The sequence below is a fragment of the Nocardia sp. NPDC055002 genome, from assembly GCF_053608825.1.
In genome coordinates this window covers 298644-311624 of sequence record NZ_JBSGWE010000004.1, presented here as the reverse complement: position 1 = coordinate 311624, position 12981 = coordinate 298644, and the positions used below count along the sequence as shown (strand labels likewise).

10 protein-coding genes are annotated in these 12981 nt (G+C 68.4%); 4 read left to right on the top strand and 6 right to left on the bottom strand.

Features of this window, described 5'->3' with window-relative positions:
- Positions 1-138: 138 nt before the first annotated feature.
- The 4 genes from ACWF99_RS18260 (at position 139) to ACWF99_RS18245 (ending at position 6216) form a co-directional block, all read left to right on the top strand.
- On the top strand, positions 139-3261 hold the full coding sequence (locus ACWF99_RS18260; protein WP_452536931.1) for a circularly permuted type 2 ATP-grasp protein: 3123 nt from the start codon (positions 139-141) through the stop codon (positions 3259-3261).
- The gene (locus ACWF99_RS18255) at positions 3258-4154 is read left to right on the top strand and encodes a transglutaminase family protein (RefSeq protein ID WP_378660951.1); all 897 of its coding nucleotides are present in this window, start codon (positions 3258-3260) and stop codon (positions 4152-4154) included. The genes ACWF99_RS18260 and ACWF99_RS18255 overlap by 4 nt, the downstream gene beginning before the upstream one ends.
- A gap of 3 nt (positions 4155-4157) precedes the next feature.
- A complete protein-coding gene (locus tag ACWF99_RS18250; RefSeq protein WP_378638632.1) occupies positions 4158-5225 on the top strand; it encodes a zinc-binding metallopeptidase family protein in 1068 nt (355 codons plus the stop codon).
- 118 nt (positions 5226-5343) lie between these two features.
- Positions 5344-6216 (top strand): bile acid:sodium symporter family protein, encoded by an 873-nt coding sequence (locus ACWF99_RS18245; protein WP_452536930.1) that lies wholly within the window; start codon positions 5344-5346, stop codon positions 6214-6216.
- 1 nt (position 6217) lies between these two features.
- Here the strand turns inward: ACWF99_RS18245 and ACWF99_RS18240 are convergent, their stop codons facing one another.
- The 6 genes from ACWF99_RS18240 to ACWF99_RS18215 all read right to left on the bottom strand — a co-directional run bounded on the left by ACWF99_RS18240 (position 6218) and on the right by ACWF99_RS18215 (position 12842).
- Positions 6218-7009 carry an ABC transporter ATP-binding protein gene (locus tag ACWF99_RS18240; protein WP_452536928.1) on the bottom strand — a complete coding sequence of 264 codons (792 nt, stop codon included), beginning with the start codon at positions 7007-7009 and terminating at the stop codon, positions 6218-6220.
- The gene (locus ACWF99_RS18235; protein WP_452536926.1) at positions 7006-8064 is read right to left on the bottom strand and encodes a taurine ABC transporter substrate-binding protein; all 1059 of its coding nucleotides are present in this window, start codon (positions 8062-8064) and stop codon (positions 7006-7008) included. The genes ACWF99_RS18240 and ACWF99_RS18235 overlap by 4 nt, the downstream gene beginning before the upstream one ends.
- The gene (locus ACWF99_RS18230; protein ID WP_378638693.1) at positions 8061-8927 is read right to left on the bottom strand and encodes an ABC transporter permease; all 867 of its coding nucleotides are present in this window, start codon (positions 8925-8927) and stop codon (positions 8061-8063) included. The genes ACWF99_RS18235 and ACWF99_RS18230 overlap by 4 nt, the downstream gene beginning before the upstream one ends.
- 149 nt (positions 8928-9076) lie before the next feature.
- Positions 9077-9793 carry a type 1 glutamine amidotransferase gene (locus tag ACWF99_RS18225; RefSeq protein ID WP_452536924.1) on the bottom strand — a complete coding sequence of 239 codons (717 nt, stop codon included), beginning with the start codon at positions 9791-9793 and terminating at the stop codon, positions 9077-9079.
- Positions 9790-11025: a MurT ligase domain-containing protein gene (locus ACWF99_RS18220; RefSeq protein WP_378638645.1), complete on the bottom strand. Its 1236-nt coding sequence runs from the start codon at positions 11023-11025 to the stop codon at positions 9790-9792. The genes ACWF99_RS18225 and ACWF99_RS18220 overlap by 4 nt, the downstream gene beginning before the upstream one ends.
- 62 nt (positions 11026-11087) lie before the next feature.
- Complete coding sequence (locus tag ACWF99_RS18215) at positions 11088-12842, bottom strand: hydroxysqualene dehydroxylase (RefSeq protein WP_452537159.1); 1755 nt, start codon at positions 12840-12842, stop codon at positions 11088-11090.
- Between the last annotated feature and the right edge of the window lie 139 nt (positions 12843-12981).

The following is a 12981-nucleotide window of genomic DNA, read 5'->3' as shown; positions in this document are numbered from 1 at the left end:
GTCGATCAACCGATGGAAGGCACCGGCTTTGGGTTTTGCGGCCGTCCCGATTCCGGACTGACCGGAGGAGGGAAGAATCGGGACAATCGGGGCCGCAAAACCCCGCGGCGCCAGCCGCAAATAAACACAGGAGGCTCGGTGGCTCAGCGCGATGAAGCGCAACGGGGCGGGAATCGGCCGGGATCGGGCGTTCGCGCTCAGGTCGCCGAGCAGTTCGCGCGGTATCGGGCTGACAGTTCGGCGGGGGCGCGCTTCGACGAGTGCGGCAGGCCGACCAGGGGCTATTACGACGAATTGGTCGACGGGCGTGGGCGGGTGCGGTCGATGTGGTCGGAGCTGTCGGCCGACTTCATCGACCAGGGGATCGGCGGGATCGACCGGATCGATCACCGGGTGCGCAGGCAGATCGAGGACGACGGTGTCACCTACACCGAGGTCGGCCTGGGCGGCGATGACGACACCGCGATACCGCAACCGTGGCGTCTTGACCCGATTCCGCTGCTGGTGTCCGCCGAGGACTGGACCCGCCTGGAAACCGGCCTGGTGCAGCGCTCGCTGGTACTCGACGAGGTGCTCACCGACGTCTACGGCCCGCGCAGGCTGCTGAGTTCGGGCCTGTTGCCGCCGGAGGTGGTGTTCGGCAATACCGGGTACGTGCGGGCCGCGCACGGCATCACGATCCCCGGCACCCACCAATTGTTCCTGCACGCCTGCGACATCAGCCGGTGGAGTGACGGGCAGTTCCGGGTGCTCGCCGACTGGGCGCAGGCACCCTCGGGCGCCGGGTACGCGCTGGCCGACCGTCGTGTGGTGGCTTCGGCCATTCCCGAGGCTTTCGAGCACGCGGGACCGCGTCCGCTCAGCCCGTTCGCGCGGGCCATGCGGTTGATGCTCGAGGAGGCGGCGCCCGAACTGGCCGATGGGGAAGAGCCGGTCGTCGTCGTACTCAGCCCGGGTTCGCATTCCGAAACCGCCTTCGACCAGGCTTATCTCGCGCAGATGCTCGGGTTCCCGCTGGTGGAGAGTTCCGATCTGGTGGTGCGCGACGGTGCGCTGTGGATGCGCTCGCTCGGCAGCTTGGAACGGGTCGACGTGGTGTTGCGGCGTGTCGACGCCGAATTCTCCGACCCGCTGGATCTGCGCCCCGATTCGCGGCTCGGTGTGGTCGGGTTGGTCGAGGTGCTGCGCCGCGGTGCGGTGACGGTGGTGAACACCCTCGGTAGCGGGCTGCTGGAATCGCCCGCGCTGAGCCCGTTCCTGCCGCGCATCGCCCGCTCGGTACTCGGCGAGGATCTGCTGCTCGATGCCACCCCCACCTATTGGGGCGGCGACGATACCGAGCGCGCGCACCTGGTGTCGCATGTCGGTGACCTGGTGATCCGCTCCGCTGTCGACGGCTCGACGATCTTCGGACCGAGCCTGTCGGCCGCCGAGCGCGCCGATCTCGCCGCCCGGATCGAGGTCGAGCGATGGAAGTGGGTCGGGCAGGAGCCCGCCGAGTTCTCGGTCGCGCCCGCGGTCGACGGCCCGGCGGGGCTGGCGCCGGCGCCGGTGGGCATGCGGTTGTTCTCGCTGGCCAGACGGGGCAGCTATACGGCGATGTCGGGTGGTCTCGGTCAGCAGCGCATGCGGCTCGAACCGACCCGCAGCGTGATCAAGGTGGCCGCGAAGGACGTGTGGGTCCGCGCGGCTCCGGCCACGGTTCCCGCGGCGAGTTCCGAAGCGCCGCACGAGGAACGGTTGCGCCGGGCGGTACCGGTCGTCGAGGCGATCAGCTCGCCGCGCGTGCTCAACGACCTGTTCTGGATGGGCCGCTACAGCGAACGCGCCGAGTCGGTGGTCCGCTTGCTCGCCGCCACCCATGACGTCTATCAGGACTATCGCTACCGGCCGTGGCTCGATGGCGCCGAAGCCTTGCCGATCCTCATGCGTGCCCTGTCGATCACCACGGGCACCGTCGCTCCACAGTCGGTGCTGCCCAACGGAATCGGTCAGCTGGTGGCCGTGCGATCCGGTGACGGACCCGCGCCCGAAGGTCCGAATCCGGATGCTGGGCACCGTGATTCGGTAGGCGCCGAAGCGGCCGATCCGGCGGCGACGCGGTCATCGCGGTCCTCGTCCAGCGAAGAGGCAGGAACGGGCGTGGTGCAGCACGATGCGCCCGCTGAACCGAAGTCGGCGGGGCAGAGCCAGTCCGCTGGTCGGGATCAGCCCACAGCGGATGAGCCTGAACCCGAGGCCGAGGCCGAGGCGCCGTGGGAGCGGGCGGGGACCAGTGCCCTGGCCCGCGCGCTGCGCACCACCGGTGTCACGCCGGAGCGTGGTTCGGAGCCGGTGCCGGCCCCCGAGCCTGAGCCGGTGCTCGCGCGGTCGCGACAGGCGCAGGGTCAGTTCACCCATCGAGCCATGGATTCCAGCGGTCAGGACGGTGTGGCCGCGCGACGGGCGGTGGCCGGAGCGTCGGCCGAGGGGTTCGGGTACCTGGCTTCGTTGACCGGTGACCGTGAGCTGGCCGGTTCGTTGTCGTACGCGGTGGATCACTACGGGTCCGCCGCACGGGCGGTGCGCGATCAGCTGTCCGGTGACACCTGGATGATCATCGGTGCCGTCGACCGCGCACTGGCCGAATTCCGCAGTGCCAGTACCGAACAGGAGACGGCGTTGTCGTCGGTGCATTCGCTGACGCTGGCGGCGCTGCTGTCGCTGTCGGGGATCGGCGCGGAGTCACTGGTGCGCGACACCGGCTGGTACGTCATGGACATCGGCAAACGGATCGAGCGCGGGCTGGCCGTGACGTCGCTGATCAATGCGGCACTGGGGCGACGGAGTTCGGCCGAAGTGCAAGGGGTGGTCGCGGAGGCCGTGCTCACCGCCACCGAGTCGGCGGTGAGTTACCGTCGCCGCCATCGTGGTTCGGCGCACGTGGCCGCGCTCGCGGGACTGCTGCTGTTCGACCCGGGCAACCCGCGGTCGCTGATCTATCAGCTCGACCGTCTCGAGGCCGACTTCCAGGCGCTACCCGGTGGTTCCGGCGCCTCGCGTTCGCAGCGCCTGCTCGCCGACGCCCAGCGCATGCTGCGCCGCGTCGACCCGGCCGACCTGGAACACACCGACGACGACGGCGTGCGCACCGAACTGGTGGAACTGATGGAGGGGGTGCACTTGCGACTGCGCAAGCTGGCCGAATCGTTCGAGACCACCAAACTCACTGTCCCGCTGGGTATCCAGCCTCTCTGGGGTAATACCAGGATGGTCGGATGACCCGGCGATACATGGTGGTGCACCGCACCACCTACAGCTACTCCGACGAGGTGACCAGCTCCTACGGTCGCGCGTACCTCACCCCGCGCGAATATCCGGGTCAGCGCCTGCTCGAGCACGAGATCTACATCGACCCGGTGCCCTCGGACCGCTCGGTGGGCACCGATGTCTACGGCAACACGACGACGTATTTCCACGTGACCTCCGAGCATCGCAACCTCGAGGTCACCGGCGAGTCCCTCATCGATGTCGACGGCGAGGACCCGGCGGCGCTGCCGGGTGCCGACATGCCATGGGAGTCCGCGCGTCCTACCTCTGCCACCGGACCGCTGGCCGTCGAGTTCACCCTCGACCTGCTCCCGCCCGAGATCACCCCCGACGTCGTCGCGTACGCCGTGGAGAGTTTCCCGCCGGGCAGGCCGCTGCTCGAAGCCGTGACCGAGCTGAACACGCGCATCCACAACGACTTCCAGTACCGCTCGGGGTCCACGACGGTGAGCACCAGCGTGGCCGACGTGTTCGCCGCCCGCGAAGGCGTCTGCCAGGACTTCGCCCGAATCGGCGCGGCGTGCCTGCGCGCACAGGGGCTGGCCGCACGCTACGTCTCCGGCTACCTCGCCACCGACCCGCCGCCGGGCAAGGAACGCATGGTCGGCGTCGACGCCACCCACGCGTGGGCCGCGGTCTGGCTGCCCGGCGCCGACGACACCGATCGCACCGGTCGCTGGATCGCTTTCGACCCCACCAACGACCAGTTCGCCGACGAGCGGTACGTGACGGTGGCGTGGGGTCGCGATTACCAGGACGTTCCGCCGTTGCGTGGCATCATCTACACCGACGCGAAGCAGTCCACAATCAAGGTATCGGTCGATGTAGCCCCGGTGGAGGTGTAGTCCGTGCGTGATTTCGTCTGTCCGAATTGTGGCCAGCAGCTGGCTTTCGAGAACTCTGTCTGCCTATCGTGCCGCAGCGCACTGGGTTTCAGCCTGGGTGAACGGGCACTGGTGGTGATCGGTGACCCGCCGAGCGACGAGGCGATCGACCACGTGGCCGGCGTCGTCGACAGCGATCGCTTCCGCCTGTGCGACAACCTGCATGTGGCGCAGTGCAATTGGCTGGTCGACGGTGACGCGTCCGGTCCCGGCCTGTGCGTGTCGTGCAAGCTCACCAGGACCAGGCCCAACGACACCGACACCGACGGCCTCGCCGCGTTCGCCGAAGCCGAAACGGCCAAACGGCGATTGATCTTCGAGCTGGTCGAGCTCGGTCTGCCGATCGTCGGCCGCGACGAGGATCCCGAACACGGGCTGGCCTTCGATCTGCTGTCCAGCCGGACCGACGGCGTGCTCACCGGCCATATGGACGGAGTGGTCACCCTCGACCTGGCCGAGGCCGACGACCCGCACCGCGAGCAGTTGCGCATCGAGATGGCCGAGCCGTACCGCACGCTGCTCGGCCACTTCCGGCACGAGACCGGGCACTACTACTTCTCCGTGCTCGTCGCCGACGACGCTGCCCTGCAACGTTTTCGCGACCTGTTCGGCGATCCCTTCGCCGACTACCAGGCGGCGCTGGACCGCCACTATTCCCAGGGTGCGCCCAGCGGCTGGAAACGCGACTACGTCTCCTCCTACGCCACGATGCACGCCGCCGAGGACTGGGCCGAGACCTTCGCCCACTACCTGCACATCCGTGACACCCTCGACACGGCGGCCGCCTTCGGACTCGCCCCGGCGGGTGCGACGCTGGACCGCCCCCAGATCGGCCGCGCCGGGTTCGACAAGATCATCGAGCTCTGGCTGCCGCTGACCTGGTCGCTGAACATGGTCAACCGCTCGATGGGCCGCGACGACCTGTACCCCTTCGTCCTGCCCGAACGGGTGCTGGAGAAGATGCGCTTCGTCCACGATCTGTGCACCGGCAGTCATGCCGCCGCGCCGGAGGCTGTCGTCTCGACGGGGTAATACCTTGTCGATTTCGCTGCGACGAGCGTCACAGCTAGCTACTCTTCGAGATTGAGACCGGTGCGTCTCAATCCGGTCGGTACCTCGACCCGGACTGCTCGACGAGAAGTGTGTGGCTATGAACTCTCCGCTGGTATCTGTCGGTCTGCCGTTGGCGCTGGCGGTGATCATGTTCGGCCTCGGGCTCTCGCTCACCGGCGCCGACTTCGCCCGCATCGCGAAAACGCCGCGCGTCGTCGCCATCGCGCTGGCCTGCCAATTGCTGGTACTGCCGGTGGTCGCGTTCGGGCTGGTGCTGCTGTTCGATCTGTCGCCGATCCTGGCGGTCGGCATGATGCTGCTCGCCTCCTCGCCCGGCGGGACCACCGCGAACCTGTTCAGCCACCTGTTCCGTGGCGACGTGGCGCTGAATGTGTCACTGACCGCGGTCAACTCGATCATCGCGGTCGTCACCGTGCCGCTGGTGACCAACTTCGCCATCGGTTACTTCGAGCCGAGCGGTGAGGACGGTTCCGTCGGTTTGCAGCTGAGCAAGGTGATCCAGGTGTTCGCCATCGTGCTGGTTCCGGTCGGTCTCGGCATGCTGGTGCGCCGCTGGTCGGCGGAGTTCGCGGACCGGATGGACAAGCCGGTCCGCATCGGGTCGGCGATCACATTGCTGCTGGTGATCGTCGGCACCATCGTCAGCGAGCGCGAGACCCTGACCGACTCGCTCGCCGACGTCGGCACCATCACCGTCGTGTTCTGCCTGATCAGCCTGTCGGTCGGCTACTACCTGCCGCGCCTGCTCGGCGTCGCCGACCGTCAGGCCATCGCCTGCTCGTTCGAGGTCGGCATCCACAACAGCACCATCGCCATCACCATCGCGATCAGCGTGCTCGACAGCACCGAGCTGGCCGTTCCCGCGGCGGTCTACGGCGTGCTGATGTTCCCGCTCGCCGCGCTCGTCGGCTGGCTCATCACCCGTAGGCAGGTGAGCGTCACCGCCTAGATCAGGCGTGGGCCGCGTAGATGTGGCGGGCGAGCTCGTCTCGGAGCGCGCTGAACTCGGGCAGCGCGCGGATCGTGGCGAAATCCGCGTCAGCTTCGAACGTGGGCCGGACATCGTGTACGACGCGGCCTGGTTCGGTCCCCATCACCAGAATTCGGGTGCCGAGGAGAACGGCTTCCTCGATGCCGTGGGTGACGAAGAAGACGGTCTTGCGGCGGTCGCGCCACAGGGTGAGCAGTTCGCGCTGGAGCCGCTCCCTGGTCAACGCGTCGAGGGCGCCGAAGGGTTCGTCCATGAGAACGATGCCGGGATCATTGACCAGGACGCGGGCGATCTGTGCCCGCTGCTGCTGACCACCGGAGAGTTCGTACGGTTTACGGTCGCCGAGCTGGTCGAGCCCGACCAGCTCGAGCAGTCGCTGGGCCTGCGCGCGCCGCGTCTGCTTCGGCACTCCACGGACCTTCGGACCGAACTCGACATTGCCGCGGACGGAGAGCCAGGGATAGAGGTTCGCCTGCTGGAAGACCACGCCACGGTCGGGATCCGGTCCGTCGACCACGCGATCGCCGACCCGCACTTGCCCCGACGTCGGCGGGAGGAAGCCGGCGAGGATGTTCAGCAGGGTCGACTTTCCGCAGCCGGAAGGGCCGATGACACAGACGAATTCGCCGGGTTCGATGGTGAGATCGGTCGGCGCGAGCACCTGGACGTCACCGTCGGGGCCGGGGTAGCTCTTGCTCACCCCGGTCAACGTCACCCGTTCGGCATCGCCGGTCACCGGCCCCGCGGTCACGAGCCCGCGCCCGCCGCGGCGGTGGCGGAGATGCCGTCGCGATACTGCTGCTCGGTGCCGACGGCGGCGATACCGCCCTGGCTCAACAGGAATCGCGCGGTGCCGGTGAGATCCGCGCTGAAGCCGCCGCCCAGGTATTTCGCCCCGGCCTGCTCGGCGGCGGGCAGATACTGGTAGCCCGCCAGCTGCGGAACGACCTTGTCGGGAGCGATGCCCAGCTGCGCGCCGATCGATACCGCCGCCTCGGCCTGCTGGTTCTTCAGCTGACCGACGGCATAGTCCTGCACCTTGGCCCAGGTCTTCGCGAACGCGGCGTTGCCGGCGAGGAACTTCGTGTCGGCGATGGCGAGGTCGTAGGTCGGGGCACCGGCCGCCGCGGTCTCGGCGCTGCTGGTGACCACTGTGCCGCCCGCCGCGGTGAGTTTGGACAGTGTCGGGTCCCAGACCCAGGCCGCGTCGATCTGATTGCCCTGCCACGCACCGGGAATCGCGTCCGGCGCGAGGTTGATCAGCTCCACCTTGCCGGTGAGCCCGGCCTTGTCGAGTGCGGCGAGCAAGCTGTAATGGGAGGTGGAGCCGAAGGGTGTCGCCACCTTCCTGCCGGCCAGTCCGGCCAACGTGGTGATCGACTTGTCCCGCACGACAAGCGATTCCGAGGTGCCGATCACGTCGTGGATCCAGACCACCTGCACGGGCAGGTTCAGCGGTGCCGACAGTGCCTTGGTGGCGGGGCTGGAGCCGAGCGTGCCGATGTCGAGGCCGCCCGCGCCGAAGGCCTGCACCACATCGGCGCCGGAGGAGAACTGGCTCCAGGTGATCTTCGCGTTCGGCAGGCACGCCTGCAGCAGGTTGCGGTCCTTCACCAGCAGGTCGCCGTTGGGGATGGCCTGGAAACCGAGGCGGACCGTGCTGGTGACACTGGGGTCGGCGGCGAACGGGCAGCTCGCGGCCGCGCCGGTGTCCTCGCGCCCCGACTCCACGCAGCCCGCGGTGACTGCGAGGACGGCGGAGAGCGCGGCCGAGGTCGCGGCGACCTTGCGCAGTGTGGATGTCATGACTTGCCTTTCCATGGAACAGCTTTGGTGCCGATGAACACGATCACCGCGTCGAGCAGCATCGCCGCCACGCCGATCACGATGATGCAGGCGATGGTGAGCGGCGTATTCAGTTGCGTGCCCGCGATATACGCGAGACCGCCGATGCCGGGAATGCCGTTGTTGAGTTCGGCCGCGACGACCGTGGTCCAGGCGAAGGCCGTCGCGATGCGGATGCCGCTGATCACGTTGGGCAGCGTCGCGGGGAGCACGACGAGCGAAACAACCTGTGCGCGACCGGCACCCAGCGCGCGCGCCGCGTTCAGGTAGTCCTGTTTGACGCCGAGCACGCCGTCCAGGGTCGCGATGACGATCGGCGGGAACGCGGCGAGGAACAGCAGCCAGATCTTGGCGGTGTCGCCGATGCCGAACCACACGATCAGCAGACCGATGTAGCCCAGCGGCGGCAGGGCGCGCAAAAAGTTCAGGATCGGTTCGGTGACCCACCGCACCGGCGCGACCATCCCCATCACGAACCCGACCAGCGGCCCGACGACGATCGCCGCGCCCACTCCGATCGCGATCCGCTGGAGACTGGCCAGCAGGTGTTCCCACAGGTAGTAGTTCTGCTCGCCGACCACGAATCGATCCACGCCGTCGGCGATCCGATGCGTGGAATTGGCCCGCACGAAGGCATCCCACACCGCCCTCGGCGACGGCAGATACAGCGGATCGACCAATCCGGCCGCCGTCACCACCGTCCAGCCGGCCAGGACGACGCCGAGCGCCACTACCGCGGCCAGCGCCGAACCACCCCGCCGAGGCGCCTTCGCAGTGCTGGGTTTCGCACCGGCCGCTTCGTCGGCGTCCACGGTCGACACCACTGCGGTCACCTCGGCACTCCTCACCTCCGGTGCCGGGCGGATTCGCCCAGCACTGCGAAGGGAGACGCTATCGGCGCAGGTAGCGGTTACGGGAGGTTAAAAGTCGCGATGAGCGGAAGTCGGCGCGACGGCGTCGATCCGCTGTCGGGTCAGGCGCGCAGGCGTTCCTTGCGCAGGCGATCGACCTCGGGAAGGTCGAGGGGAGCCAGGTCGGTGGCGGGGATACCGAGGGCCTTGGCGATGAGGAGATCGGCCAGCTCGGGGTTGCGGGCCAGCGCGGGGCCGTGCAGGTAGGTGCCGAAGACCGAGCCCTGGACCACACCCTCGGTGCCGTCGCCCACGCCGTTGCCGACACCTCGGGTCACGCGGGCGAGCGGGGTGGCATCGGAGCCCAGAGTCGTGCCACCCCGGTGGTTCTCGAAGCCGGTGAGGGGTGCTTGCAGGCCGGGGACCAGCGGCGTCGTGGTGACCTCGCCGATGGCGCGCACCTTCTGGGGCGAGGTGGTGACGTCGAAAAGGCTCACGCCGTCCACCTTTTCGCCCGCCGAGGTCTCGTACCAGTTGCCGAGCACCTGGATGGCGGCGCAGATGGCGAGCACGGGTGCGCCCTTGGCGGCGGCCTGCTGGAGGCCGGGGTACTTCTGCAGGTGGCGGGTGGCCAGGCGTTGCGCGGAGTCCTCGGCGCCGCCGAGGGTGTAGATGTCGAAGGAATCCGGGACGGGATCAGCGAGGGTGATGTCGATGATCTCGGCGTCGTAGCCCCGCATCCGCAGGCGCTGGCGCAGGACCAGGGCATTGCCGCCGTCGCCGTAGGTGCCCATCACGTCGGGCAGGACGAGGCCGATACGAAGGGTTGACTCGCTCATTTGCGGGCCTCCAGGTCACGGTTGAGATCGCGGAACGCGGTGTAGTTGGCCAGCACCTCGACATGTCCGGGGGGACAGGAGGCGATGGCGCGCACCGGATCCGGGATGAGCGTGTGTTCGACGCCCGCGTAGGTGAGGCGCACGGCGAGATCGGTGGCGCGCTCGCCCGAGGCGACCACCTGCACGCCCTCGAAGTGCTCGAACCGCACGTCCCACAGCCAGGACAGGTCCTCGCCGTCGGGCACCTGACCGTTCACCGCGATCACCAGACCGGCCGAGGCCGGGTCGATCATCGACAGCGCTTCCTGCCAGCCCGCGGGGTTCTTGGCCAGCAGCAACCGCGCGTCGTGGTCGCCGACGGTGACGGTGCGGTAGCGGCCCGCGATCTCGCGCACTGTGCCGGTGGCATCGGTGGCCTTCGCGGGCTCGGCGCCCATCGCGACCGCCGCGGCCACCGCCTGCGCGGCATTGCCGCGATTCGCGCGACCCGGCAGCGCCAGATGCAGCGGAGCGCGGAAACCGTCAGGGCCGCACAGGTCTTCGCCCTCGAGCCACCACACCGGCTGCGGGCGATGGAAATCGGCGCCGGTCGAGCGCCAGTTCTCGCCCTCCCAGACGATCGGCTCGCCGCTGCGCGGACAGCTCGTCGCGTCGACGGCCCAGCCGCTGCCCGCCGATACCCACACCACATTCGGGTGGTCGTAGGCGATGGAAGCCACCAGCACGTCGTCACAGTTGGCGATGACGACCGTGTCGGGATGACGCAGCAGCCCGGCACGCAGCTTGCGTTCGATCATGTTGATCTCGCCGACCCGATCGAGCTGGTCGCGGCTCAGATTGAGCAGCACCACGGCGGCCGGATCGAGCGCGTCGCTCACGTGCGGCAGGTGCAGCTCGTCGACCTCGATCGCGGCCAGCGCCACACCCGGGTGCAGGCTGAGCGCGGCCACGATGCCCGCGTCCATATTGGCGCCGTCGGCCTGGGTGGCGACGTCACCGAGCGTGCCGAGCGCGGCGGTCGTCATCCGGGTGGTGGTCGACTTACCGTTCGTGCCGGTGATCAGCACCGTTCGCCGACCGCGCCCGAGCTGCGTCATGATCGACGGATCGATCTTCAACGCGATCAGGCCGCCGATCATCGAACCCTTGCCGCGACCCGCCTTCTGCGAAGCCCACGACGCTGCCGCCGCTGCTCGCAAGGCCAAGCGCCCACGCACCGAGATGTCTGCCACGCCGCGAGTCTATGTGCGCGCGGTCCGGGCGCGCGTGCGGGAGCGGTGTGAGCTTGTCCGGGTCAGGTCGGCTCGTCGAAAAGGTTGGGCATCCCCTTGGCGTAGCGGTCGGCATCGATGATGCGCAGCGGCTCGAGTTCGGGGGTGCGGCGCAGCCGGAAACCACGGCAGCGCGGCGCCGACGAGCCCGCCACATCGAGCAGCGCGTTCACCGCGGCACGGGCCGACTCGTTGGCGCCCTCCATGGTCGCCAGGTCCACATCGGTGCGCACGTAGTCACCGGCGAGGAAGAGATTCTCGATCGACCCGTGCGCCTCGGGGCGGGCATCCCACGAGCCGGCGGTATTGATGAGCAACGGGTCGGCATTCGCGTTGTGACTGCCCTGCCAGGTGATTCCCGGATCGAGAAACCAGGAATGCACGTCGGCGGGCCGGAGTAATTGTTCACGATCGTTGAGATGGCTGCTCAACTGTGCCCAGACTTCGCGGAAGATCTCCTCGTGGGTGCACGCGGTAGCGGGTTTGCCGTAGAGCATTCCCGGCGAATTCCAGTCGGAGATATCGATCGAAAGGCAATCGGCCACCGTGCCGTCGCCGAAGGACGGCAGTTTATCGGTCCACAGCTGATTCTGGCTGATCGAGGTGAGTGACCACGGCGAATCGACATAGGCCGTGTGTCCGCGCGAAATATGCAGGGGCGCACGGAAATAGATCTGTATTCCGTTCATCCAATCGACGAAGAGCCGCTCCGTCGCGGCGAGTTCGGGCGCCACGGCGAGCACCTGCGACGACCACAGTTTTCTCGCGTGTTCCACCGGCAGCGCCACCACGAAATAGTCGGCGTCGACGGTGCGCGCGCCCGTGGCGCCGGTGATCCGGGCCGCCCGGATTCGCCGGTCGCGCACCTCGAGTTCGCTGACCCGTGCGCCGAGTTCGATCCGCACGCCCAGCTCACGCAGGTGCCGCACCCACGGATCGATCCAGGCCGCGTTGGTCGTGTTGTTGAGCACGCGGTCGAGGCCGCCGTCGTTGCCGAGGCCGAGCGGGTTGCCGAGGAACTGTTCGCCCATGCTGCCGATGGTGCGAGTGCTGGCCAGGTTCTCCTTGGCGGCGACCATGATGGATGTCAGCGACCGGGACACGATCGCGCGGAACTCGTGCGAACGTTCGTGCCCGTGCACGAAGTCGTACCAGGAGGTGTGCTCCCACTGGCCGAAGCGGCGGGCATCGCAGCTGGTGTTGAACACCATCAGCCGATTGGCGAAGTACAGGCCTTCGGCCGCCGACATCTTGGCGGTCGTGGTGATGGTGGCGGCCAGGGTTTCGCGGATCGAATCCGGCGTCGCCTGCGCGGCGGTGATGCTGTCGGGCAGCGCGAGCGTGATGTCGTCGCCGTCGCGGCGGGAGAACCTGGCCTCCGGCACGGCGATGAGGTTGTTCCACACGCCGTCGGGATTGCCCGGATACGGAATCCGGCGCATCGTGTCGGGCAGGTTCTGATAGAAGCCGGGGAAGAAACGGAACCCGTGCTCGCCGGGCAGATCGGGTCTGCCGTCGCGGCCGGTACCCGGCACCCCCACGCTGCGCGCCTTGCCGCCCAGCGCGCGTGCCTCGTAGACGGTCACCTCGAATCCGCGCTCGGCCAATTCGTGCGCGGCCGTGAGCCCGGCGACACCGCCGCCCAGTACCGCGACCCGGCGCCCCGGTGGCGCGGCGAATCCCGGCGCTCCCGCTACGGCCCCCGCCGATATCACCCCCGCTGCGACCGTGCCACGAAGAAGGTTCCTTCGCGAAACGGGCCACCGCTGTTCCGCCATACGCTGTTCAGCTGCCTTGCTCGAGTATTGCCTGGGATTTGCTACCACTCTAGAGCGCGGCGAAGACCTGGCTGTATCGACCTGTGCGTCGTTCGCGAGCTCAAAACCGACCGGTCGCACGGAAACACATCGGGCGACC